The 25,171-nt window shown below is 43.2% G+C and carries 26 protein-coding genes, 1 tRNA gene and 1 pseudogene; 27 read left to right on the top strand and 1 reads right to left on the bottom strand.

The annotated features are described in order from the left end of the window. Window positions 1-25: 25 nt before the first annotated feature. From ftsY to CZ379_RS19480, 17 genes are all read left to right on the top strand, one after another. On the top strand, window positions 26-1,039 hold the full coding sequence (gene ftsY / locus CZ379_RS19560; RefSeq protein ID WP_110933154.1) for a signal recognition particle-docking protein FtsY: 1,014 nt from the start codon (window positions 26-28) through the stop codon (window positions 1,037-1,039). Between the two features lie 41 nt (window positions 1,040-1,080). After that, on the top strand, window positions 1,081-1,728 hold the full coding sequence (gene trhA / locus CZ379_RS19555) for a PAQR family membrane homeostasis protein TrhA (RefSeq protein ID WP_110933153.1): 648 nt from the start codon (window positions 1,081-1,083) through the stop codon (window positions 1,726-1,728). 212 nt (window positions 1,729-1,940) lie between these two features. Continuing rightward, window positions 1,941-2,294 (top strand): putative DNA-binding protein, encoded by a 354-nt coding sequence (locus tag CZ379_RS19550; protein WP_110933152.1) that lies wholly within the window; start codon window positions 1,941-1,943, stop codon window positions 2,292-2,294. 62 nt (window positions 2,295-2,356) lie between these two features. Continuing rightward, window positions 2,357-3,736 carry a signal recognition particle protein gene (gene ffh, locus CZ379_RS19545; protein ID WP_110933151.1) on the top strand — a complete coding sequence of 460 codons (1,380 nt, stop codon included), beginning with the start codon at window positions 2,357-2,359 and terminating at the stop codon, window positions 3,734-3,736. Window positions 3,737-3,782: 46 nt separating this feature from the next. Next, window positions 3,783-4,055: a 30S ribosomal protein S16 gene (rpsP, locus tag CZ379_RS19540; protein ID WP_110933150.1), complete on the top strand. Its 273-nt coding sequence runs from the start codon at window positions 3,783-3,785 to the stop codon at window positions 4,053-4,055. A gap of 23 nt (window positions 4,056-4,078) precedes the next feature. Then, entirely contained in the window at window positions 4,079-4,309 is a 231-nt protein-coding gene (locus tag CZ379_RS19535; RefSeq protein ID WP_019638108.1) for a KH domain-containing protein, read from the top strand. A 115-nt stretch (window positions 4,310-4,424) separates the two neighbouring features. Beyond that, the gene (gene rimM / locus CZ379_RS19530) at window positions 4,425-4,943 is read left to right on the top strand and encodes a ribosome maturation factor RimM (protein WP_110933149.1); all 519 of its coding nucleotides are present in this window, start codon (window positions 4,425-4,427) and stop codon (window positions 4,941-4,943) included. Between the two features lie 2 nt (window positions 4,944-4,945). Beyond that, window positions 4,946-5,695 (top strand): tRNA (guanosine(37)-N1)-methyltransferase TrmD, encoded by a 750-nt coding sequence (gene trmD, locus CZ379_RS19525; RefSeq protein WP_110933148.1) that lies wholly within the window; start codon window positions 4,946-4,948, stop codon window positions 5,693-5,695. A 145-nt stretch (window positions 5,696-5,840) separates the two neighbouring features. Further along, window positions 5,841-6,572, top strand: coding sequence for an ABC transporter ATP-binding protein (locus CZ379_RS19520; protein WP_110933147.1), 732 nt, complete (start codon window positions 5,841-5,843; stop codon window positions 6,570-6,572). Window positions 6,573-6,576: 4 nt separating this feature from the next. Further along, entirely contained in the window at window positions 6,577-7,407 is an 831-nt protein-coding gene (locus tag CZ379_RS19515) for an ABC-2 family transporter permease (RefSeq protein ID WP_199925687.1), read from the top strand. A gap of 24 nt (window positions 7,408-7,431) precedes the next feature. Further along, complete coding sequence (locus CZ379_RS19510) at window positions 7,432-8,253, top strand: ABC transporter permease subunit (protein WP_110933145.1); 822 nt, start codon at window positions 7,432-7,434, stop codon at window positions 8,251-8,253. A 190-nt stretch (window positions 8,254-8,443) separates the two neighbouring features. Beyond that, complete coding sequence (locus CZ379_RS19505) at window positions 8,444-8,611, top strand: gallidermin/nisin family lantibiotic (protein WP_110933144.1); 168 nt, start codon at window positions 8,444-8,446, stop codon at window positions 8,609-8,611. Between the two features lie 108 nt (window positions 8,612-8,719). Beyond that, window positions 8,720-11,890, top strand: a complete 3,171-nt coding sequence (locus CZ379_RS19500) for a lantibiotic dehydratase (RefSeq protein ID WP_110933143.1) — start codon at window positions 8,720-8,722, stop codon at window positions 11,888-11,890. 26 nt (window positions 11,891-11,916) lie between these two features. Beyond that, window positions 11,917-13,773, top strand: a complete 1,857-nt coding sequence (locus CZ379_RS19495; protein ID WP_110933142.1) for an ABC transporter ATP-binding protein — start codon at window positions 11,917-11,919, stop codon at window positions 13,771-13,773. Next, complete coding sequence (locus tag CZ379_RS19490; protein WP_456093803.1) at window positions 13,715-15,112, top strand: lanthionine synthetase C family protein; 1,398 nt, start codon at window positions 13,715-13,717, stop codon at window positions 15,110-15,112. Before CZ379_RS19495 ends, CZ379_RS19490 begins: the two co-directional genes overlap by 59 nt. Window positions 15,113-15,134: 22 nt before the next feature. Beyond that, a complete protein-coding gene (locus CZ379_RS19485; RefSeq protein ID WP_234404958.1) occupies window positions 15,135-15,782 on the top strand; it encodes a response regulator transcription factor in 648 nt (215 codons plus the stop codon). Next, entirely contained in the window at window positions 15,772-17,163 is a 1,392-nt protein-coding gene (locus CZ379_RS19480; protein ID WP_110933139.1) for a HAMP domain-containing sensor histidine kinase, read from the top strand. The genes CZ379_RS19485 and CZ379_RS19480 overlap by 11 nt, the downstream gene beginning before the upstream one ends. An 80-nt stretch (window positions 17,164-17,243) precedes the next feature. On the opposite strand, the gene CZ379_RS19475 is transcribed toward CZ379_RS19480, so the two are convergent. Continuing rightward, window positions 17,244-18,152, bottom strand: coding sequence for a polysaccharide deacetylase family protein (locus tag CZ379_RS19475; protein WP_110933138.1), 909 nt, complete (start codon window positions 18,150-18,152; stop codon window positions 17,244-17,246). 262 nt (window positions 18,153-18,414) lie between these two features. On the opposite strand from CZ379_RS19475, the gene CZ379_RS27000 reads away from it, so the two are divergent. The 10 genes and pseudogenes from CZ379_RS27000 to CZ379_RS19435 form a co-directional block, all read left to right on the top strand. Next, window positions 18,415-18,543 carry a hypothetical protein gene (locus tag CZ379_RS27000; RefSeq protein ID WP_267890501.1) on the top strand — a complete coding sequence of 43 codons (129 nt, stop codon included), beginning with the start codon at window positions 18,415-18,417 and terminating at the stop codon, window positions 18,541-18,543. A 309-nt stretch (window positions 18,544-18,852) separates the two neighbouring features. Beyond that, window positions 18,853-18,931 (top strand) — tRNA-Pro (locus CZ379_RS19470). Between the two features lie 195 nt (window positions 18,932-19,126). Then, window positions 19,127-19,924, top strand: a complete 798-nt coding sequence (locus CZ379_RS19465) for an SHOCT domain-containing protein (protein ID WP_110933137.1) — start codon at window positions 19,127-19,129, stop codon at window positions 19,922-19,924. A 48-nt stretch (window positions 19,925-19,972) separates the two neighbouring features. Further along, window positions 19,973-20,095 carry a hypothetical protein gene (locus CZ379_RS26995; protein ID WP_267890500.1) on the top strand — a complete coding sequence of 41 codons (123 nt, stop codon included), beginning with the start codon at window positions 19,973-19,975 and terminating at the stop codon, window positions 20,093-20,095. 242 nt (window positions 20,096-20,337) lie between these two features. Next, window positions 20,338-20,682 carry a 50S ribosomal protein L19 gene (gene rplS, locus CZ379_RS19460; RefSeq protein ID WP_110933136.1) on the top strand — a complete coding sequence of 115 codons (345 nt, stop codon included), beginning with the start codon at window positions 20,338-20,340 and terminating at the stop codon, window positions 20,680-20,682. A 108-nt stretch (window positions 20,683-20,790) separates the two neighbouring features. Then, a complete protein-coding gene (lepB, locus tag CZ379_RS19455) occupies window positions 20,791-21,414 on the top strand; it encodes a signal peptidase I (RefSeq protein WP_110933135.1) in 624 nt (207 codons plus the stop codon). A 40-nt stretch (window positions 21,415-21,454) separates the two neighbouring features. Beyond that, the gene (gene ylqF / locus CZ379_RS19450) at window positions 21,455-22,318 is read left to right on the top strand and encodes a ribosome biogenesis GTPase YlqF (protein ID WP_110933134.1); all 864 of its coding nucleotides are present in this window, start codon (window positions 21,455-21,457) and stop codon (window positions 22,316-22,318) included. 137 nt (window positions 22,319-22,455) lie between these two features. After that, window positions 22,456-23,430 (top strand): MraY family glycosyltransferase, encoded by a 975-nt coding sequence (locus tag CZ379_RS19445; protein ID WP_199925841.1) that lies wholly within the window; start codon window positions 22,456-22,458, stop codon window positions 23,428-23,430. A 185-nt stretch (window positions 23,431-23,615) separates the two neighbouring features. Further along, window positions 23,616-24,236 carry a ribonuclease HII gene (locus CZ379_RS19440; RefSeq protein ID WP_110933133.1) on the top strand — a complete coding sequence of 207 codons (621 nt, stop codon included), beginning with the start codon at window positions 23,616-23,618 and terminating at the stop codon, window positions 24,234-24,236. A 70-nt stretch (window positions 24,237-24,306) separates the two neighbouring features. Further along, window positions 24,307-25,171 (top strand): annotated as a pseudogene (locus CZ379_RS19435) (flagellar hook-length control protein FliK); the annotation flags it as partial.

The raw sequence follows: 25,171 nt of genomic DNA, 5'->3' as shown, positions 1-25,171 counted from the left end.
GAAGATTACTTAAGGGAGGAACCTCATGAGTTTCTTTAAAAAATTGAAGGACAGCATCGCATCTAAAACGGAGACGGTGACGAAGCAATTTAAGGACGGCCTCGAAAAAAGCCGTAAAGGCTTTGTGGAGAAAGTGACTGATCTCGTCATTCGCCGCAAAAAAATCGATGAGGAATTTTTCGAGGAATTGGAAGAAATATTAATCGGGGCCGACGTCGGCGTGAATACCGTAATTACATTAATTGACGATTTGCGCAGTGAAGTGAAGAAACGGCGGATCGAGGACGCGGCTGAACTGCAGCCGATCCTATCGGAGAAGCTTACAGAGCTGCTTCGCGGCGATGAGGATAACGCAATGAAGCTGAATCCCCATGGCATCAGTGTTATTCTATTTGTTGGCGTTAATGGAGTAGGCAAGACGACTACGATCGGCAAGCTGGCTCACCATTATAAGCAGCAGGGCAAGAAAGTGCTTTTGGCTGCCGGAGATACGTTCCGTGCCGGGGCCATTGAGCAGCTTGAGGTGTGGGGTGAGCGCGTTGGCGTAGACGTCGTCAAGCAGCAGCCGGGTTCCGATCCGGCCGCCGTTATGTTTGACGCTGTCCAGGCCGCTAAGCAGCGCGGCGTTGACATTCTGCTCTGCGATACGGCAGGCCGTTTGCAGAACAAGTCGAATTTGATGGAGGAACTGAATAAGATTTACCGAGTGATTCAACGGGAGATTCCAGATGCACCGCATGAAGTGTTGATGGTGCTTGACGCCACAACGGGTCAGAATGCACTGAGCCAGGCGAAGTTGTTTGGTGAGAAGAGCGGGGTAACCGGACTCGTACTGACGAAGCTTGATGGAACAGCCAAGGGCGGCATCGTCATCGCGATTCGTCAAGAGCTGAGCCTTCCAGTGAAGTTCGTAGGCCTTGGAGAGAAAATCGATGATTTGCAAAGATTTGATTCCGAGCAGTTTGTTCACGGATTGTTCGCTGGACTGATTCAGGAAGAAGAAGCGGCAGAGGAAGATTATACGGCAAGCCAAGATTAATTTAGAGAGAAGCATACCAAAAATCTAGGAGGCGATACAGTATGGCAAATACGCATACTTATCCGCGCAGGGAAGAAATCGCCAATGCCATTACCCATGGGATTGGAACTGTACTAAGTGTAGCGGCGCTTGTTCTGCTCATTGTTTTTTCCAGCTTGAAGGGGACGGCCTGGCACGTAGTCAGCTTTACAATTTATGGGGTCAGCATGCTTCTGTTGTATGTTTGCTCCACTCTCGTTCACAGTTTTAAAGAAGGCAAAGTGAAGGATTTGTTCGAAATTTTCGATCACTCCTCCATTTACCTTTATATCGCCGGCACGTATACTCCATTCCTACTTGTCGCGATCCGCGGCCCGCTTGGCTGGAGCCTATTCGGGGTCATTTGGGGAATCGCCTTGCTCGGTGTACTGTTCAAAGCATTCTTTGTCAAACGATTCTTGTTCATGTCCACGTTCTTCTATTTGATCATGGGCTGGCTGATTGTTATTGCGTGGGGGCCGCTGACGGCTGCGGTTCCTTTCCAGGGCATAGCATTGCTCGTAGCTGGCGGTATTCTTTATTCGCTAGGCACAGTGTTTTATGTATGGCGGGCTTTTCCTTACCATCATGCGATTTGGCATTTGTTCGTACTCGCAGGCAGTGTCACGCATTTCTTCGCCATTTTGTTGTATCTGCTGCCTAAGTGGTAAGGTCTAAATATTGCCTGTAATTTGAATATGACAAGGCCGCTGTCCGTTTGAATGACATGCGGCCCTTGTTCATTTGCAGGCAGAAATTTTTGAAGAAAAGCTGTCGATGATATGTTAAGGGAAACTACTTGACATCCTACTTTCCATTAGGTATGATAAAGAACGTTGATGCGCGCTGTAAAGTGTTTTTCCTTGACGGAGGGAGTGCCCATATGAGTCAGGAGAATAGGCTTGAGAAGACGAATCGGATCAACCTTTTGTTTGATTTCTATGAGACGCTGCTTACAGAGAAGCAGCAGACGTTCCTTAAATATTATTTCCATGATGATTTCTCGCTTGGCGAAATTGCAGCCGAGTTTGGAATCAGCAGACAGGCCGTTTATGAGCATATCAAACGGGCAGAAGGAATGCTTGAGGTATACGAGGAGAAGCTGGGGCTGCTTCATAAGCATGAAGAGCTCAGTACGGTGCTTGTTCGGCTTGGGGAACTGATTGCAGATAGTGAGTTGTCCGCCGTACATAAGGAGAGAGCAAGGAGCCTGCTCGACCAAGCTGAGCAATTATAAATAGGAAGAATGATTTATGAGGGATTCATAGTATATAACCCTTGAAGCGGAGGTGACCGAAGATGGCTTTTGAAGGTTTAACGAGCCGATTGCAGGGCGTATTCAGTAAGTTGCGCGGCAAAGGCAAGGTGTCGGAGGACGATGTAAACGAAGCTATGAGAGAAGTGCGGCTCGCATTGCTCGAAGCGGACGTCAACTTCAAAGTGGTCAAGGAATTTATCTCCAAGGTAAAGGAGAAGGCCGTCGGCAAGGAAGTGATGGACAGCTTCACGCCGGGCATGGTCATTATAGATATTGTTAACAAAGAGTTGACAGATCTGATGGGCGGCAGCCAAGCCAAGCTGGCGAAGAGCAATCGACCGCCGACCGTCGTCATGATGGCGGGTCTGCAAGGTGCGGGTAAGACAACGACTTCTGCGAAGCTGGCCAAGCTGTTATTGAAGGGGAATCACCGTCCTTTGCTTGTGGCGGGAGATATTTATCGTCCAGCGGCTATTAAGCAGCTTCAGGTGCTTGGCGAGCAGATCAAGGTTCCCGTATTCTCGCTTCCCGAGGGAAACAGCCCCGTGGAGATTGCCAGACAGGCCTTGCAGCATGCGAAGGATAACGGCAACGATTACTTGCTGATTGACACCGCGGGACGGCTGCATGTTGACGAAGAACTGATGGAGGAGCTTCGTCAGATTCATGAAATAACGCAGCCGGATGAAGTGCTGCTTGTCGTCGATGCGATGACGGGGCAAGATGCCGTCAACGTGGCTGAGAGCTTCAATCAGCAGCTCCAGTTGACGGGGGTCGTGCTGACCAAGCTGGACGGCGATACTCGCGGCGGTGCGGCGTTGTCCGTCAAGGCGGTTACCGGCTGCCCGATCAAATTCGCAGCGCTCGGGGAGAAGATCGACGCGCTTGAGCCGTTCCATCCAGAGCGGATGGCTTCGCGAATTCTAGGCATGGGCGATATGCTGTCTCTCATTGAGAAGGCGCAATCGAATATCGATGCCGACAAAGCGAAGGAAATGGAACGCAAAATGCGCAATGCGGAATTTACGTTTGATGATTTCCTGGAGCAAATGGATCAAGTGAAGAAGCTAGGCCCAATTGATCAGATCATGGATATGATCCCAGGCATGGGCAAGATGAAGCAGATGAAGGATATCAAGGTCGATGAGAAGCAGATGGGCCGCGTTGAGGCAATCGTCCACTCTATGACCAAAGAAGAGAAGCAGAATCCGGATATGATCAACCACAGCAGACGCAAACGGATCGCCGCAGGAAGCGGTACGACGCTTGCCGATGTGAACCGGCTGATTAAGCAGTTTGATGAAATGCGCCGGATGATGAAGCAATTCTCCGATATGATGGGGCCGAAGGGCAAGGGCTCCAAGTTGATGAAGCAAATGCAGGGCAAAGCAGGCAAAGGGATGAGATTTCCTTTCCGATAAGCCAGTATGATATTTAATCGTTCATTCTTTGAAGGAGGTGAATTTCGTGGCAGCTCGTATTCGTTTGAAACGCATGGGTGCTCATAAAGCTCCTTTTTACCGTATCGTGGTTTCGGATTCCCGTTCCCCGCGTGACGGCCGTTTTATCGAGGAAATTGGTTACTACAACCCGGTCGCTGAGCCGGCAGTAGTAAACATTGACGAAGAGAAAGCGTTGAACTGGCTTCAGAACGGTGCGCAAGCATCTGATACTGTTCGCAACTTGCTTAGCAAAGCAGGCGTAATGAAGAAATTTCATGAGCTTAAGCAGCAAAAATAATTGCTGATTCGGAGGGTCCCTTTATGGAACAATTAGTCGGCGTTATTGCGAAGGCTCTTGTTGATCATCCGGACGATGTTCGTGTGGAGGTCGTGGAGAAAGAACACCTGATTGTGTATGAGCTGTCCGTGCATCCTGATGATGTGGGGAAAGTGATTGGCAAGCAGGGAAGAATCGCTAAGGCGCTCCGCACGGTTGTAGCATCGGCAGCCGTTAAGATGGATAAGCGGGTCACCGTTGATATCATATCTTAAAAATATACGAAAGAGGGTTAGGATGACTGTCCTAGCCCTTTTTCGTACATGCTGAAGCTGAAGCGGGAGATGGAACACAGTTCTGCGAGTGATGATTTTTTTCAAGGAGGAAGTTATGTCGGATTCATTGCTGTCTGTTGGCAAAATTGTAAATACGCACGGCATACGTGGAGAATTAAAGGTGTTATCGAGTACGGATTTCCCGGAGGTGCGCTTCGCTCCGAAGAGCAAGCTGATTATCGTTCACCCTGAAACCGGCGAGCAACTTGAAGTGACTGTAGCTTCTGCGCGCCCGAACAAAGGGATGTTCATTGTACGATTCGCAGGCTATGACAATATTAATGAGGTCGAGAAGTACAAGGGCTTCGATATCAAAGTCAGCAAAGGTGCATCCGTCGGGCTGCCGGATAATGAATATTACTTCTATGAAATTATCGGCTGCCGCGTCATCGATGAAGAAGGAAAAGAGCTTGGTGTGATCGAGGAAATACTTCGCCCTGGCGCCAACGATGTTTGGGTGGTTAAAATGCCTAGCCGCAAGCAGCTTTTGCTCCCTGTTATTGACGAAGTTGTCCTTGATGTCGACGTGGAGGCCAAGATCGTCAAAGTTCATTTGATGGAAGGGCTGCTATAAGGATGAAAGTAGATGTATTAACTCTATTTCCGGAGATGTTCTCAGGCGTGTTTGGAACGAGTATTCTTGGCAAGGCTCAAGATAAGGGGATCGTATCGCTAAAGCCGGTTAATTTTCGGGACTATGCCGGAAACAAACACGGTACAGTAGACGATACGCCGTACGGCGGTGGTGGGGGGATGGTGCTCAAGCCTGACCCGATCTTTCGAGCGGTCGAGGATCTGTTATCTGTCCAGCCTGCCAATGCGCCAGCCCCGCGTATTATCCTGATGTGTCCGCAAGGCGAAAGCTTCTCGCAGCGCAAAGCGGAGGAACTGGCCAAGGAGGAGCATCTGATCTTCATATGCGGCCATTATGAGGGGTATGACGAGCGAATCAGGGAACATCTTGTCACGGATGAGCTGTCGATCGGCGATTACGTGCTGACGGGCGGGGAGCTTCCGGCGATGGTCGTGATCGATAGTGTCGTTCGTTTGCTGCCTGGCGTGCTTGGGAATGAGACCAGTGCCATTAGCGACTCCTTCAGTACGGGATTGCTGGAGTACCCGCATTACACCCGCCCAGTGGAGTTTAGGGGTTGGAAGGTGCCGGATATCCTGCTCAGTGGGCATCATGCGAATGTAGCGGACTGGCGGCGCAAGGAGGCGCTGCGCAGAACGTGGCTGCGCCGTCCTGATTTGCTGGAGCATATCGAGCTCACTCCGAAGGATCGCAAATGGCTGCAGGAGATTCAGGCAGAGCAAGGAGAGTAAGATGATTTAAACGAAGAATTTTTAATTACAAGCTGAATATTGAAGTGAGTCAAAGTCTTGATTAAAAAAACGCCTAAATGGCGTTTTTTTTATTAAAACATGATATTTGCTGTTTATTATGTTTTAAAGAAAGGAAGCGATGTGGATGACTCATTTAATTGAAGTTAACAATGTTAGTAAGGTTCTATCAAGAAGGCGGGTGCTGGATGCGGTCAGCTTCAATGTGCCAAAATTTAGTATTACCGGATTTATTGGCCCGAACGGAGCGGGGAAAACAACTTTAATTCGTATTTTGACAGGTCTGATATCGTTTCAGGGTGACGTTAAGCTGAATAGAGTCCCAATATCGAATAAGACGGAAGCGTTAAGAGAGGTTGGCGCGATGGTAGAAACCCCGGTGTTCTCGCTATACATGACTGGATACCAAAACTTATATGCACTTGCCATGCTGGACAGCTCCATGAGTAAACAGGAGAGAAAAAAGAGAATTGCAGAGGTGCTTGAACTGGTTGGTTTGACTGGCCGGGAGCATCATAAAGTAAAAGGCTATTCCCTAGGGATGAAGCAGCGATTAGGCATTGCGCAGGCCCTGCTCAATCATCCCGATTTGTTGATCTTAGATGAACCGACCAATGGACTTGACCCGATGGGAATCAAAGAGATTAGAGACATCATTTTAAAATTAAATCGCGAACGGGGAGTAACGATATTTGTGTCAAGCCACCTTCTTGGAGAATTGGAGAAAATATGTGATCACTTCATCGTAATCCAAGAGGGCAAAATCGTGAAGCAAGGCAGCAAGGAGAGTATTCTGATCGAAGGAGGCACCGAGCACTTAGAGGATGCTTTTCTTCAATTGATGTTCGGAGGACAATAAATTGTTGGCCTTATTAAAGTATGAAGGGTATAAATTTTTTCGCAGGAAGGTCATGTGGCTGTCCTTCCTGGCTGTTCCATTTCTTATAGCTCTATCTTATTTATACCTATCGAAAAACAATATTACACTTTCAGCAATAGCGCCTGAGGATCCCAGCTTTGCTTCGCAAATAAGTTTTCCTTACCTGGTTATTCAAGAGCAGTTAATGCTGGTTTTTAATGGACTGGTAATTTTTTATACAGCCATTGTAATTACAGAGGAGCGAAGATCGGGCGAGTTAAGGCAAGTGATCGCTAGGGGCTACACCATGTGGAAGGTATTAGCCAGCAAAATGCTGCTGCTAGCCATCGTATTTTTTATATTGTTCGTGGAATGCTTGGGATTGTCCTGGATTGCAGGCTATTTATTGATGCCAAAGGTTGATTACGCGTATACCTTTTTCAGTTATGTTCCTATTCGGGGCTTGTCTGCACTTAGTTATACCATAAAATATTATGGCTTGGCTTTTCTATCTGTTCTCGGCATGTTGTCCCTGATGACCTGGGTTAGCATCTTAGCCAAGAATAAAATAATCACTGCAGGGATCGGAATTGGAATTTTGATTATTAGTATGATTTACACGCAAGTGATTAGTATTCTCTACGAGCTCGGCATTCTGCGAATTGATGTGCTTTTATATGCTTCGATTGTTCAAATTCAATTTACAGGCATTGCCTCGGTTTTGGGTGGAATCCAAGGGCTGACGAAAGACATTGCGATTGTTTTCGCGATCTATTTGATAGTATTTAACGTTCTTGCATTTTGGCATGAACGAGTTAGCGATTATACAGATTAAGGACTAGAAAGTGGGGGGAAACCTATGAGCGGGATATTCCAAAGTGAATTATACCGATTTCTTCATCGAAAAACCTTTTATATATTCACGATACTCATTGTGATATCAACACTGCTTCTATCGCTGGGGTTCTCAGCAGTAAATCAAGAAGGCGACTCTATGTTGGCTAAATCTATGCTGGCAGCGATAAATTATCAATCAAATGAAGGGCCAATATTGCAAAATGCAGATAGGCTGACGTTACCCCATGCTGTATTGAGCAATTTGGATATTTTCCTTGTATTCATTGTTCTGCCGGTTATTTCATCACTTTTAATCGGAGATGATCGGGCTTCAGGCAGTCTCAGGATGGTGCTTACCCGGCCTATTAGCGGGGGAAGATTACTGCTCGGCAAGTTAGCGGTACTTGTTTTATGTAATTTATTTTTTATTTTCGTTATTTTTATTGTTAGCCAGGTTTCGGCTTTTATCTTTATGCCTAGTGTGGATTCGACTACTTTAGTTTCCAACCAATCCACCTTGACGGCCATGCAAAGCTTAAGATTTAATCTGCTTTATTATCTTATCTATTTCGCTAAGATTTTATTGATTTCCTTTATTTTTAGTCTTATTTCAACCTGTATAAAAAACACCGCAGTAGCTGTAGTGGCGGATATTGCTGTACTCATAGCTGGGATGTATCTGTCTGCTTTCCTGCTTGATTTTCTGTTTAGTGCCCTTACCTTTATTTATGACATCATTACTGGACATGAGCCATTACTGAGTCTCTTCTATATTCTCCTGCTATCAGTAGCGCTTATCTTAACTTTGTCAATTCGTTGGAGTAAAATGAATTACCAGGATTAATTATAAAATAATTCCTTTAAATGATTTTTGTAGAAAAATTATAAAATCCTTAGAATTGTATTCTATTATTTAGTTAGTTAGAAGATTAACAGAATCCTTTTATTAGTTTGATATTTCATTGGAAGATCTAAGGATTAGAATCCTGGATTGTACAATGCAAATATATAAAAAATAGAAAGGAGGAAGTTAAATGGCCAAACTGGATGATTTTGAATTGGATGTTCAAATTAAAACATCAGTTAGTAAAGTCGAGCCACAAATTACAAGTAAAAGTCTTTGCACTCCAGGATGCATCACAGGTGTTCTGATGTGTTTTACAAAAGGCTGCGAAATCTCACACTCATGCGTAAAATGCTAGTTATAAATTTTGTCTAACCACATTAAAAGGTACAAAGGCGAAGTTGATTTCGACTCCTTTGTACCTTTTAAAAATATAAGAACTATTTTTTATTAGGAGGTCAAAAAGGTGGTTCAACAGTGGTTTCAAGATACAGGAACTTTTATGATTCGTTCGGCTATTTTGCCATTGTCGAGATATTATCACTTTTTTAATGAGGGAATCAGCGAGGATGAGGCGGAGGAATATATTAAAAAATGGTCTGAAAACAGTGTATTCAGAGAAAGCATATTAGTAGCCAGTAAAAATTTGTACGAAACTATGGATTTATTTTCGAAAGGGGAGATTCTTAAGAAGAAAGAACATTTCATGAATTCACTTTATAAATATTTGATTAGGATGAGCACTCGACCAACTCCGTTTGGATTATTCGCAGGTGTCGGATTTGGTGAGTTTACGAAAGAAAGCACGGCTCTTTTGGGTTCCCGTAAATATACAAAGAAGGCGAGACCCGATTTGGAATGGCTAATGAAATTGGTTAGAAAGATCGAGACGGATTACACAGAAGCGTTGTGTTACAGCAATAATAAATGCTCTTTTGTAAAAGGAAATAGAGTTGTATTGCCACATTCAACCTTAAAAGAAACGGATACGCGAAGTATCCAGGAAGTGAATATCAGAGCAACGAAGGCCTATCATATTGTTTATGAAGCTGCGGCTGAATCAGCCTCGTTCTCCCAGCTTGTAAAGGCTCTTGAACAACACTATCCGGAAATTGAGCAACATGTTTTTCAGCATTTTTTGCAGGAATTGATTGAGAAGGAGTATTTGATATCTAATATTAGGCCGCCACTAACTGTAATTGATCAGCTGGATTATGTAATTAAGCAACTAACGGAGAGATTGGGTGATGCAGAGCTTCTCATCAAGCTTAAAGAAATCCAATCTAAAATAGATGCCTATAACTGTACTGCACTAGGGGCTGGAGAAGAAAATTATCTGGAGCTTCATCGGCTTATGACTGAGGTTATGGAATCTAAATCTCCATTACAGGTAGATTTATCCTTACAAGGTGATGAGCCTATTCGATTAAACGGATATATTCTTCAGGAAGTAAATCACTTAATCAACAAATTATTGGGCTTCCTAAGGCCTCCTGATGAAACAGGGTTGTCACTAAATAAGTATCGTCAAGATTTTATTGAGAAATACGGCCAAAATAGGGAAGTTCCTTTACTTGAAATGATAGATGGAGATCGTGGAATCGGGGCGCCTTCCGGCTATACAAACCCGCCCAGTATGCGGGTGGAGCAAAGCAGCTCAGTTACCCCGTATTTTCATGAGAAAGTACAGGCATATTTTTGGAATAAATATTTGGAAGCGCTGACCCATGGAAGTTCCTGTATAGAAATACAAGAGGAAGATATTCTGGCCCTCTCATTGCCGAGTTGTCCGTATGAGGAACTTCCAGATTCCTTTGAAATTAATTTAATCTTTGCTGATAAAAATAATTTGGATGAGCCACTATATTATGTCGGTCCAAATGTTGGATCTACGAAAGCAGGAAAAAGTTTTGGACGCTTTGCCCATGTGATGGATTCTCCCGAGAAATTTTTCGATAGGCTGCACGAATTAAATCAGGGTTTAATTGATCGTGAAGAGTATATCGGCTGCGAGGTTTCTTATTTGCCTAATGAGCTGCGAAACGCCAATGTTACAAGGAATATTCATGGGAATAAATACGAGCTGGCCCTTTTTACAAACAGCTCTAGAGAACCATTTTATTCTTTAACCTTGAATGATATTTTGATTGGTGTAGAAGGGACTTCATTTTATGCGAAGAGCAAGCGTCTCAATAAAAAAATAATCTTTCATTTTAATAATATGTTGAATCCACAGATTTCTCCAAATGCTGTACGATTTTTATACGATATTAGCCTAGAAGACGAGAGAAAGTGGTATAATTTCCCTTGGGAGGTTATCTTTAGGGATTTACCCTACACTCCCATGATTAAATATCGGAACTTTGTGCTGGCCCCGGAGAAGTGGGTTCTGAATTCTTCAACAATAAAGTTGGATAAGCGTCAAGGGTTTAAGAGATTTATGGAGTTGTTTACGGGTTATCGCCATTCTAGAAATATACCGAAATATGCATATATTGCTTCAGGCGATAACAGAATTATTATGAATTTAGATGATCAAAAATGTTTGAAAATTCTTTACCACGAGTTCGTGAACAATGGCAATAATGTGATGTTAACCGCTGTTGAGGATTTCCTTGAAAAGGCCTGGGGCGGGGATATGGATGGACATGCTCAAGAAATCGTAATACCGATGATAAAAATGGCTCAAGAAGCGGTAGAAAATCCTAAGGCTGCTTATCCGGAGGAAAGGTTTAACGGGATTTCCAGCACTTCGCCTGATCGGTTGAAGCTGCCCTTTGAGGAATGGATTTATTTAAAGCTATACGGGACTCAATCTAGGGAGGAAGAGCTTATTAGCGTAGAGATTGCTGATTATTGCGCCGAGCTTATAAATCAAGAGCGGGTTAAAGGCCATTTCTATTTGCGTTATGCTGACCCAAATCCGCATGTCCGCTTAAGGATTCGTGGAGATCAGCAACAGTTGCTAGAGGCTTATCCCGATATTCAGTTGTGGCTAAGATCCTTAATAGAGAAAGGCCTTATAAGCCATTTTGTGCTGGATTGTTATGATCGGGAAATTGAGAGATACGGCGGTTTATTCTTTATGGAAGCTGCCGAGCAAGTGTTTTGCCAGGATAGCGTTACTGTTGAAAAGTTGATTAAAGCGAGAAAAGACAAACTTATCGATTGGTCAGATGAAATAGTCGGAGTTGCAGCAACGATATGTTATATGGAGCAATGGGGATGGGATTACAGTATGCAATTAGAATTTCTGTCTTCTCAAGTCAAGCCAAGCGACTACCGGGATGATTTCAAGCGAGTGCGATCACAGTTGATAAATGTTTGTCATTCCATGAATCAGATGGAGGCGTTACAAACCGATTCTCAAGAGGCTAGTCTATTCAATCTTTTAAATGAAAGATTCAGTGCTGTACGATCATACAGTGCCCAAATCAACAGTAATCTTTCTCGATTATCAACCCACCCTTGGGCTATTGTAGATAGCTTAATTCATATGCATTGCAACCGTTTATTTGGGATAGACCGAGAACTTGAGAAGAAACTCAGAGCTCTTACCTGTCACACTTTATATGTGCTTAAGCATCAGCAGATACATCTGACTAAAGTGCAGCAGAATGCACAGGTCTACAAATAACTTGTAAAGAAAGCAGGAAATTGCTGATGAACAAGAAAACGCTGAATGACACAGATACGGTTGATGATCGTGTAAGCTTTAGAGATATTCGAGAGACGATGAAGCTGCTGCCAAAAACGCTAAGGCTAGTTGCAGCTTCCGATAAGCGAAATTTCTTTATGATTTCATTATTAAGTTTGCTGGTGGGATTCTCCCCGATTTTAACGCTTTTTGGGTCACAACATTTGCTGAATATGCTTGTAACGGGGACGTTTCAGGCGGTGGTCTGGGCTTTTGGGATATATATTGTTTTACATTTATATAGCGACGTAATCAATAGTATAAAGAGTTTCTATGAACAAAAGTTCGAAACGATCCTTCGTTTTAAAATTAATTATAGTGTTATGGAAAAGTGCAGCAAATTAACCCTTGCACATTTAGAGGATGCTGCTGTGTATGACAAGCTACAGCGGGTGCAAAGCGAGGTAGCGTATAGACCCTTTCAAATTTTTCAAGCAATTATATCGATGATAACAGCTTTCATTACACTGATTTCCTCGATTATTATTCTGCTAAATTGGAAACCTTGGGTACTATTAATTCTGATCGTTATTCCAGTGCTATTATCTACTTATTTTTTTCGAATCGGGCAAAGAGAGTACAATGTCGAATGGAACAGAACGTCAGAACGAAGGAAGAGTTGGTATTTGACTTATTTACTGACGAAGGATGTTACATTTAAAGAAGTTAAATTATATGGAATTAGTCGGTACGTATTAAGCAAATTTGAGAATATTAACAAGAAATTTATTAAGCAGGATATAGCTCTGTTCAAAAGAAGGACAGTGTTTACAGTTCTATTTGATTTCATCGAGCAAATATGTACTAATGTTGTGTTATTTATCATTATTTATTCGGCATATCTTGGTGAGATATTGATAGGTAATGTTGTTGGTTTTATCAAGGCGCTGAGTTTAATTCAAAGCAATTCGAAGTTAATAATTAATACGATATATACACTGTATCAGAGTAATCTCTATATGAGTCAGCTATTTGATTTTTTGGCATTGGAGGAAGCTGGAGAATCGGTAGATACTTTAGAAACACCTGCCGCTGCAGATAATACTATCTCACGAATCGAAACTATAAAAATTAGCGATTTAACGTTTGCGTACCCATCCTTTGCTCATCCGGTTCTGAACAATATTAATTTGGAGTTTCGGCGTGGTGAACGAATAGCGATTGTGGGCACGAACGGATCTGGTAAAAGCACACTTGTAAAATTATTAATTAAAATGTATCAAATTGATGATGACATGATTCAGTTCAACAATAAGTCGATTAACAGTTACAGAACCGAACAACTGCAAAGCTGTATTACAGTACTGTTTCAAGATTTCGTGAAATACGAACTGACCTTGAGGGAAAATGTGGGCTTTGGGCAGATTGATAGAATGCATGAAGAAGAAGCCATTAGTGAAGCTCTGTTCAAGGGAAAGGTAGATTTTGAGAACGATCTGGACACTCAATTGGGACTTTGGTTTGATGAAGGGAAGCAATTATCCGGCGGACAGTGGCAGAAGGTGGCCATAGCTAGATCATTTTTCCGGGATGCCTCGTTGTATATCTTGGATGAACCTAGTTCTGCACTGGATCCTATGGCCGAAAAGCAAATTATCGATATGTTCCTGCAAATGACAAAGGATAAAATTGGAATCTTTATTTCGCATCGTTTGTCAACGGCGATGCTGGCAGATCGTATTGTCGTAATGCATAAAGGTGAGGTTATTGGAATCGGAGAACATCAAGAATTATTGAAAAGCGTGAGCCTTTATCGAGAAATGTATGAATTGGAGCAATCCAAGATTTCTGGTTATAGGAAGGAGGAGTTCGTTGATGCATGAGCAGATTGATTATATTGTAAAGAGCATCGGTCGCAAGTTATCCGACTATGATTATCTTCGGCAAGTATCGAATGAGGAAAGCAATTACTTGGAGACCGAGTCAGGTTTAATCAATCCTTTCCAGGAGCTGTCTTTAAGCCACGGCTTGCCCTCCCTTTGCATGTTGTATGGAGAGATGAACGAACACTATCCGGAGGAAGGCTGGGATCGGATTGGTCATCAATATATGCAGCGTATAGGACAGCAGCTAGAGGAGGAGGGAGTCCAGTCTCTTTCGATGTTTACTGGCGCTGCGGGCATTGGATTATCAGCCTTGTGCATATCCAAGCAGAGGCGGCGATATTCATCGTTTATATCCTCTATCAATGAGTTAATTGCAAACAGTATTGATCCTTTGTTAGAACAGATCCAGTCTCGGCAAGATCTGCATATGCAGGATTATGATCCGATTTCTGGCGTTACAGGAGTAGCAGCGTATACTTTACTATTTCATAATGATTCTAATTTTCCTGTGATGAAAGAAATAAATCGGAAAATAGTGAATTATATCATCCATGTTTGTCAGGACAAGGAATGCAACGGCAAGCTTGTTCCAGGGTGGTATATTTCTGCTGCTAACCAGTTTTCCGAAGTGGATAAGCTGCGTTGGCCAAATGGCTGTTTTAATATTGGACTCGCACACGGAATTCCTTCGCTTTTGATTACGTTATGTGATTCATATTTAAAAGGGATTAAGGAGGAGGGACAACTAGATTCCATTAGAAAGCTTGCCGATTTCTTGCTTCAGTCGCGGATCGAATCTGAGGGCCAATATTACTGGGGAACCCACATTTCTATAGAAGAGTATAATGATTTAACAGTAACCAGTACGTATACAAGAGATGCGTGGTGTTATGGCACACCTGGTGTTGCCTATTCATTACTTGCAGCAGGGAAAGCATTACAAGACGATAAGTATTTAACTCCGGCTGTTGAATCCATGAAGCGTGCTGCTGTGCGGCAGCAGGAAATATATTGTCCAACGTTTTGCCACGGGTTATCAAACCTTGCAATGATATCGAAACATTTTTATAGCGTGACCAAGGATGCAGAGTTTTTACAGATCACTTCTTCTCTAACGGAGCAAATGATGTCGTATTATAATGAAGAACTGCCTTTTGGCTTTCAAACAGTCGATAAAAAGACGGGCATTGAGAAGCTGTATGATTATGTCGGATTGATTGATGGAGTTACAGGAGTAGCATTGACTTTGCTAGCTGTGAATAAGGATAAGAAAACGCCATGGGACTCCGCGTTTTTACTAGGAGGCTTGTCAGATGAGGAACATACTCGTTGTTGATGATGAAGAGGACATCTGCAGCATGATTCAGCAGTATCTTGAGCTGTATGCCTTTCGAGTTACGGCTGTAAGCAGTGGGGAACAAGCGTTAAAGGCTGTCTTGCATCATCATTACGATATTATTATTTTGGATGTCATGATGCCTGATTTAGACGGGGTAGCATTATGCGAGATGATTAGGGAAAAAGTCATTTGTCCTATTGTTTTTTTGAGTGCTAAGACATTGGAAGAAGATAAAATAAAAGCTCTTTCCTCAGGCGGGGATGATTATATAGAAAAACCATTTAGTTTAGCTGAACTTAAGGCTAGAATCGAATGTCATATTCGGCGCGATGAGCGAATAAGGGATAAAGGCACTTCGAAAGTAAGTTCAGGTCGACTTGTTGTTGATTTGGACGCTAAAATCTTAACCTGCAATGGAATGCCGATTCATTTAACGAAAAAGGAATATCAGATTGTTGAATTTATGATTTTACATAAGGGTCGTGTATTTACGAAGGAGGATATATTTGAGCGAATTTGGGGACATGAGTCGCAGAGCTATTATGACACGGTGACCGAGAGTATAAAAAATATCCGTAAAAAAATTAGAGAGCACGATTCGGACTATGCATACATAAAAACTTTGTATGGACTCGGATATCGATGGGAAGTCCAGCATGAGACATAAAACGCTTAAAAGGGACTTTTATTTACTTGTTGTTAAAGTAGTAAGTTTTACAATCGTTTCCACGATCGTGGCTTATTTGCTGTTGGTCATATTTTTATTCAGCGATACGGCAAAGCCGACGGATTATTATGTGAAATATTTCAACATTATTGAGAGAATGGTCGAGAACAATCCGGAAGGTGTTTTGCTTGGAGAGTTACCGGATTTAACGGGGATGTCTGACCAGATAAAAAGTGAAGTGCTCGATACCTCAGGTCATCATTTGTATGGAGAATTAGGGATAGGAAATCCCAGTGTTGATTTGTGGAAGAATTTGAATAAAGAGATCGTTAGAAATAACTATGTATATAGATATATTCCCATTGTGAAGGACGATGCTTTGCAGGGCGTTTATTTGTTGAAGGCGCCTTTCGGATATGTGGTAAACAATTATAAAGACCAGCCGGTGTCTGTGTTTTTGTATATCGCTCTTATAATGTCTCCTATATTTTTTTTCATGTTATATTTAGTTCTTTTTACAAAGCAATTGTACGAGAAAATGTCCAGAAATATTACTTCCTTACTTCAAGGGGCTGAGCATATTTCTACGGGAGATTTTGATTTTAGAATCAATGAGCTTGAAGGCAAGGAATTTAATGTAATCCAACAATCTTTTAACGGTATGGTGTCTTCTTTAAAAGAGGCTGATCTTGCTTTGCAGAAGATGGAGCTGGAACGAAGCATGATGGTTCAATCTATTGCTCATGATATTCGTACGCCGATTACGGTCATTAAAGGTCAATTGGAGTTAATAACACAGCTGCAAAATAGCAGTGCTTTTACATTTGATGCTTTTAAGCAGACGATCGATAGCAATTGCAACAAGATGATTAATTTAACCAACAACTTGGCTGTATTATATAAAGTCGAAAAAGTGGATTTTATGCTGCATCCTGAACAAGTTCACCTAGAGGATACTTTGCTGGAGAAGAAAAAGGAATTTTCGGCAATGGCTCAATTAAAGGGGATTTCGATTCGATTCGAGATTCAATTAACCAAGTTAGTCTATTGGATTGATGAAGCAATGCTAATACGAGTGCTCGATAATATTCTCTATAATAGTCTTCGTTTTACAAGCCATGGTGTCATTAAGCTTGAGGTGCATGATGACCCAGAGAAGAATCGCATTCATTTTTGCTGCACGGATACAGGAATGGGCTTCAAGCAGCAGGATACCAAAGCTTTATTTGAAGCTATGTATCAGGAAGATTATTACAAGGATCATTTCGGTCTTGGACTATATATTGCCAAAAGAATCGTATCGAATTTTAAAGGGGAGATCAGAGCAAGCAACAGTCCCCAAGGCGGTGCTGTTATTCAGTTCTATATAGAAGAATGTTAGTTCACTAGTTAATCATTGTTGCTGTAAAAGCCTCACCCTAGGGTGAGGCTTTTACAATAATCACGGTGATTCAAATTATTTTAAGGCTGTAATAAATCAGCCATGTTTGTTGCTGAAGTAACTGTAAGTCGCTTTAATCTCATGGGAGAATCGCCAGGTTTGACGAAACCTTGATGGACGGTCATGGCCATGCGGTAGTTGTTTTTTTGCAAGTAGTAGACCATGGGCGTGCTTTTTTCACCATAGGGATATGCGAAATAAGGACTATCGATGCCGAGCTCCTTCATTTTGGCGATATCACTCTCCAAGCTGGTCGTGTCAAAGCCCGACGCGTAGTTCAATCCACATTTCATAAATCCCTTGTGGTGAAGATCATACGTATGGCTGTGATATTCAAATACGTCGGAAGAAGCTTCTATTTCTTCTTGCGAGAGAAAGCTTTTCTTCGCGGGATCGAATACTGATGTCTCCGTTTGAACTCTACTGCCGATGAGAAAAATCGCCGCATGGAATCCGTATTTTTTCAAAATGGGATAAGCGTAAGTATAGTTGTTCTGGTAACCGTCATCAAATGTAATGACTACGCTCTTGGCAGGAAGAGTTGCTTTGCCGAGCACATATTGCTCCAGCTCTTCCATAGTAGCCGTATAGTAACCTTGTTCATATAAGTAATCAATTCCGGCCTCGAAGTCTTCCAGATTCATGATCGAATTGTTGTCCGGTTGATCGTTGTAGGCTTTAGGAGTTATGTAATGATACATAAGGACTGGAACCTGTTCGGCGGTACCGGGCTGGATCGTGAAATTGGCAGGCAGCTTTAGGCTGCCGTCTAGCTTGGGGTGAGTCATTAGAAAGGCCTGATCCTTAACTAGACTCCAGGAGCTGCAGGCTTTCCGCGAGAGAACCGTACCGGGATTTGCCACAGCTACGGCGTAAAGAATGATCATAAAAGCTAATGAAATTAATGCATACTTCTTAAAGCGACTCATAATGACTCTCCTTCATAGTTAACTTGCTAACTCTATTGTATATGAAAGCAGGTGCGGAATAAGTGTAGAAAATGTAAATTGTTCATCAATTTTTTGTAGACTGGCACACTTATAGACCCTGCGTAATATGATGATTATGTCACTGTATATTATTTGGCGGATTACAAAAGATCTTGCGGCAACGCTGTTTCAGGATTAGAGCTTCTGGTTAATAAAACTAGAGGCGCCTAATCACGCTTATTAGTTTGGGAGGCAGAGCTTCATGGAACAGACAGAGAAAAACGAATCAAAGCAGTCACAGGATAATGGACGAAGAGAAGATGATCGGATGTTAACGGTAGATGATATCCTTGATTTTTATGCCGGCGGCCGGAAAAAGCTTTTGCAGTGAAGGGGGTTACCTGGATGTTAAGTGAATACTTAATTGACCCGATCGATGAAGAATTTGAGTTATTGAATGAAGTATTGCCGTATGATTGATTATCGTTGGTTAATACTCAAGCTAATATAAGAGCGCTTGCAGCGAGGAAGATCGCCGCGCGCTCTTTACTCTTGTTAGGGGCACAAGCACTAGACATAGATGTATGAGTTATGCTACGATTTCTCATATACGAGTTGACGGGATTGATTATATCTATTACGTTATCATCGTAGATAGGGTTCTTTTTAGCAGCTTTGGACATATACATATATAATTATATCGGGGTATGGCGCAGTCAGGTAGCGCGCACCCTTGGGGTGGGTGAGGCCGTGGGTTCGAATCCCGCTACTCCGATCCAGTAAAGTTATGCATAGAGATGTCCATTCTCTTGCATAACTTTTTTCTTTGTCGCTACTGGTAAAATAGATATTTATCAAGCACTTAGGATATATGGAACTAATTCCTCTTTACCTTCACCAGCTTACTAGTCCTGTAGACCTATTTTGTCGAAAATGATACAATTAACTGGCAAATATTAGGTGGGGGCGATAGTTTGAAGTTCTTAGGTTTAGGCTGCTTAGGTATGCTACTTTTTGCAACTCTTGTTATTATCGGTATATCAACAGAAAGTGGATTTCTTGTCGTTATTGGTTTGGCAGGAATAGGATTCAGTGCTTTTAAAGGACTATCATTGGATAAAAAAGAAGAGGAAGATTTAAAGAGTGAAGTTGAACAAATGGCTCTTAAATCGTTGGAAAAAGATGGTGATTTTACTCCTTCCCAAAAATTTTTGGCGGAAGATGGAGAAACGTGCATAGCTATTGACGAGACTAGGAAAAAAGTATGCATTCTAGAAAATGAATATGATAATACTGGCAAAACACTTATTAAAGGGCTAAGTAAATATTCTTTCCGAAAAAAAGTGTTTGACTACAAGGATATCTTCCAAGCACAAATAATTATTGCGGAGGATTCAAAAACCAGAATATATCGCTCGACGATCGAAACCGAAGAAGAGGTATCAGGAATTCAACTGCAAATTGTAGTTAATGATACTAAAAAATCATTCTATAGAATTACCTTTGGAGATTACCCTGAGAGTATTCGAAAATATAGCCCTTTATTCCAAGACAATTACAAAAATGCAATGCACTGGAAAAATATTTTGAACTACATAATTATGGATTCAGATGATTCAGAGGATGAGCATGTTCAGGATGCAGTTGTTGAATTGAATAAACCGGATCACTCAACAGCAGACGAATTAATTAAATTATCTAATTTATTAAAAGAAGGATTTATTACACGAGAAGAATTTGATAAGCAAAAGAATAAACTAATAAACTCCTGATTCCTATAGAGGCATTAAATAATGTTAAGTTCATGGAGGGCATTGTAAATGGAAAAGCGTAATGCAATTAGTGTTTTAATTAAGTGGGTAGGTATTCTTGAAATCGTAGTTGGAGTGATAATAGGCTTAAATCAAGACATACCTCTATATTGGATTATTGGGTCAGTATAATAGTGCTATTAATAATTATTTGTAATGTTCTCATAAAAAACATTTAAACAGCGCTTCTTAAAATGCAGAAACTATCCTTAGTGATTAAGGTGTCAGAGGTTCTTATTATAGCTTGCTAACGCTGGTTAAATGTGATAAAATTTTTCTTGTTGTGAATTCGGTGGTCCGCTGCGGATGATGAGGGAGAACAAGGGGTTCTCCGGAAGAGGCAAGAACACCTGAGTGGAAGGAGGGAGTCATAGATGAATATCGTACAAGCGATTACGCAAGAACAACTTCGCAAAGATATTCCGAGCTTTCGCGCCGGTGACACTTTGAAAGTGCACGTTAAGGTTATCGAGGGAACTCGTGAGCGTATCCAATTGTTTGAAGGTGTTGTAATTAAGCGTCGTGGCGGCGGAATCAGTGAGACTTTTACAGTTCGTAAAATTTCTAACGGTGTTGGTGTGGAAAGAACTTTCCCACTTCATTCCCCGAAACTCGATAAAATCGAAGTGGCTCGCCGTGGTAAAGTGCGTCGTGCGAAACTGTACTATCTTCGTGAACTTCGCGGTAAAGCAGCTAGAATTAAAGAAGCGCGTCGTTAATCCGTTAACGATCAAGTGGGGGCTTGTATTTATTCAAGCCCCTTTACTATTTTTATTAAGTAATAGCCGTTTCGTTACATATTTTATGACAAAGCGAGGTTGCGAACTATGGAACAGCAATTTCAATCGGAAACGGGCCAGACCGGGTTGCCGGAGGATCCGCCAAGCAAAGAAAAGAACGAAGCGTTGGAGTGGCTGAAGGCCATAGTTATTGCTGTCGTGTTGGTTCTTCTTATCCGTTGGCTGTTGTTCGCTCCTTTTATTGTTGATGGAGAGTCGATGCAGCCGAACTTCCATACGAGTGAAAGAATCATTGTTAATAAAATTATTTATGACATCCGTGCGCCGAAGCATGGCGAAGTTGTCGTCTTCCACGTCCCTTCGCAAGGCCGTGATTTCATTAAGCGGGTGATTGGCATTCCCGGAGATACGGTACAGGTTGAGGGCGATACCCTTATGGTGAACGGGGAAGTAGTTGATGAAACGTACATTAAAGATGTTGTAACTGAGAAACATAACAATAATCAGCTCTATAATACAGAGGGAAATTTCCCAAATGAGTTTGTTCAGGAGAGTACGGTTCCTGAGGGACATATCTTCGTGCTAGGAGATAATCGCTCCAACAGCACGGATAGCCGGAGAATCGGCTTTGTGCCGTACAAGGATATCGTCGGAAGAGCAGATCTGGTGTTCTGGCCTTTACCGGATATTAAAGCGATTAAGCATAAATGATGACCCGACAAAAGGGATTAACGGGAACTGAGGTGATGACATGACGATACAGTGGTTTCCCGGACATATGACGAGAGCACGTCGCCAGATTCAGGAGAAATTGAAGCTGATAGACGTCGTAATAGAGCTGTTGGACGCAAGGTTGCCGCTGTCTAGCCGCAATCCGATGATCGATGAAATATTGCAGGGCAAGCCGCGGCTCATCCTGCTGAACAAAGCGGACTTGGCTGACCCGGCGATAACGCGTGAGTGGATCGATTATTTTGAGAAAGAGGGCTTTGCCGCTATTGCAGTAGATGCTTCGAGCGGACAAGGCGTCAAAGAAATTCCGGCTTTGGCTAAGGAACTGCTGAAGGATAAGATCGAGAAGCAGTTGGCTAAAGGAATGAATCCGAGGTCGATCAGGGCACTGATTGTCGGAATTCCGAACGTTGGAAAATCGACGCTTATTAACCGGATGGCAGGGCGAAATATTGCAGCGACTGGGGATCGGCCGGGAATAACGAAAGGGCAGCAGTGGATCAAAGTAGGCACCGAGATGGAACTGCTCGATACGCCAGGGATATTGTGGCCAAAATTTGAGGATCAGAATGTAGGATATCGACTAGCAGTAACCGGAGCGATCCGTGAAGAGATACTGAACATCGAGGATATTGCTTTTTTTGCAGTGAAATATTTGGCGAAATATTATTGGCAGCCATTTGCCGAGCGCTTTGAAATGGAAGAGGCTCCGGAGGATTTCGAGAATCCCGATGAGATTGTTGCCGTTATGGAGGCTGTAGGCCGTAAACGAGGCTGCTTGATGAGCGGCGGGCGGGTAGACCTGGAGAAGGCTTCAAGCGTGCTTTTGCGTGAGCTGAGAGCTGGTAAGCTAGGAAGATATTCCCTGGAAGCTCCTTATTAAATCAATGCAATAACCGTCTTCCTTTAGGGAAGACGGTTATTTTGACAAATACGGCAAATGCGCTGCCTTGTCTTCCAAGTTACCAAGAATATCGACAATCTTCCGGTAAGATTGTATAATCTTGTTGATTATACTTGATGGTGGTGTTGATCATTTTATATGTAATTTCGTTTATTATGTCTTTTCTAATCGTATATTTGCTAATCCCCCCATTCGGAAGATTGGCCTTTCGGCTTGATTTTGTAGATAAACCCCGGAAGGACGTCGAACGAAAGCTGCACCGTGAACCGATTCCGCTTACTGCCAGCTACGTCATCTTCATTGGTTTCTTTGTTACATATTTGATTGTCGGCAGAGAGTACAACCTGGAAACGGCAGCGATCTTCATCGGAGGAATATTGCTCCTCGTCATCGGCACGCTTGACGATTGGTATAAGACCAAAGGCAAGGATTTTCCGGCGCTTCCCAAACTGATCGTTCAAGTGTCGGCTGCCGTAATCGTATATGCTTCAGGCATTTCCTTTACAGGTTTTTTTAACCCGATTTCCGGGGAGTACGTTGTTTTGCCGGGAATATTGCAGTTTATACTGACGATTCTGTGGATCTTCGGAGTAACCACGGTAATTAATTTCTCGGATGGATTGGACGGGCTGGCAGGCGGATTATCCGCCATATCCGCGATCACGCTGTTCATCGTGGCTGTGACTAAAGGTCAATCCAATTCAGCCATCATGGCTATGATTCTAGTGGGCGTGGCATTGGCCTACTTGCGCTACAACAAGCCTCCTGCCAAAATATTTATGGGGGATGCGGGAGCAACGTTTCTAGGCTTTATTTTGGCGGTTATTGCGTTGGATGGTGCCTTTAAGCAAGCTACGGTCTTATCGCTGTTTATTCCTGTATTAGCGCTTGGGGTGCCGATTTTTGACAATATTTTTGTCGTAGTCAAACGATTCTTGCAAGGAAAATCAATTTATGAGGCTGATGCGAGCCAGGTGCACTACCGCTTGCTTCGCGCAGGCCTGAGCCATCGGCAAACCGTAATGTTTCTTTGGTTAATTAGCACATGCCTTTGCCTGTCATCGATCATATTGCTCCTTATACAAACTTAAAGTATGTCTGGCCGGGTAAGCGACCCGGTCTTTATTTTATTTAAGGTCTATATAAATCAGGCTCAGCTTCCGATATTACTGATATAACCATGTGTAGGGCTTGCGTTAGCGGGCATTCGGAGTTGTTAGATCGATTTAATTTTCCAGGTTGGGGTCGGTGGGCTTGTAAATAACAAGGAGGCACAATGAGTGATTTATTAACGTATGAAAAAGAATACTGGCAGCGCTCGTTTCAGCATATCGCGGGAATTGACGAAGTGGGACGAGGTTGTTTGTTTGGCGACGTTGTTGCTGCGGCAGTCATTTTGCCGCATGGATTAATCTTAGAGGAAGTCAATGATTCGAAAAAGCTGACCGCCAAGAAGCGAGAAAGACTATACGACATCATTATGAAAGAAGCGTTAGCTGTAAGCACTGGCTTTGTCGATGCAGAGGCGATTGATCGGCTCAATATTAAACAGGCAACGCGCCTTGCTATGAAACAGGCTGTAGAACAGCTGGTGATCAGACCGGATGTACTGCTCGTCGATGCGGAGAAAATCGATGTGGGCATCGAGCAAATGGCCGTCATTAAGGGAGATGCCGTAAGTCAGTCTATAGCCGCAGCTTCCATTGTGGCCAAAGTGACGCGGGATCGGCTTTGCGAAGGCGAGTGGGATGTGCTGTACCCGGAATACGGCATCGCTACTCATAAGGGATATGCAACCAAGCTTCATCGGGAGCGTATACAAGCCCTAGGGCCGACACCCATGCATCGCAAGAGTTTTATGCGCAATTTATTCGTTCAGGAACAGACGTTGTTTTAATGTTCTTCATTGACCCGTCTTTAGCAAGGCGGGTTTTCCGTACCATTGATGGAATTACAGGAGGATACTCATGAATATCGGACCGCTGCTGCGCAGTCTTATGGGGGATTCCCGGCCGGGAGAGCCGCGGGCCTTAGAACTAAAAACCGGACAGGTGGTAAGAGGAACTGTGCTGAGTGTCTCAGAGAATGGACAGGAAGCGGTGATTCAGGTGCAAGGCGTGAAGCTTCACGCTGCTTTAGAAACTCCGCTGCGTCAAGGAGAAACGACACTGCTGCAGGTACAGCAGCCGTCAGCCGATGGTTTGGCTGTATTGAAGCCTGTCAGCTCAAATTCCTCCGCTCCGATGTCTGCTGCGTTGCTGGCTGGTGTACTGGCGGACATGGGACTGGAGGATACGGCAGCCAATCGGGAGCTAGTGCAGATGATGAGGACAAGCGGTTTGCCGCTGACCAAAGAGAGTCTGCAAAGCTTACAGCAGTTAACCTTACATAAACCCGCATCTGTTCCTTTATCGGAATGGATTCAGACAGCAGGGATCGCGTTGGGACGTGGCCTTCCGCTCACGGGGGAGACGGTTGCCAGTCTGCATCAGACAATATTTGGCGCGCCTCTTCATGAACTGCTTTCTACGCTGGAAGAAATGCTGGGGAATATGAGTCGTTCAGCCAGCGGAATGGGTGCCAGGGAAGGGGCTGCAAATGCGACAGTGTCGTCACAAACTCAGGCACAGGCGGGTCAAACGTCGCCTAATCTAGCGAGCGCAGCTTCGCTTCCGGTCCATGCTGCCCTAGCTTCGACTACGGTTTCATCAAGTGGATCAGCGGTCAATTTGGCGGCAGGCCAAACCGCTGCACAGATGGCGCAAGGAGGGCAGGCCGCTGTAATTAGCGGCGGTGGGGCGGCTGAGGCGCTGCTAGTCAAGCTGCAGCAGG

The organism is Paenibacillus bouchesdurhonensis, assembly GCF_900155685.1.
GTDB lineage: Bacteria > Bacillota > Bacilli > Paenibacillales > Paenibacillaceae > Fontibacillus > Fontibacillus bouchesdurhonensis.
Note: the sequence above shows the minus strand (reverse complement) of the source record. Positions and strands in the feature narration are given on the sequence as shown.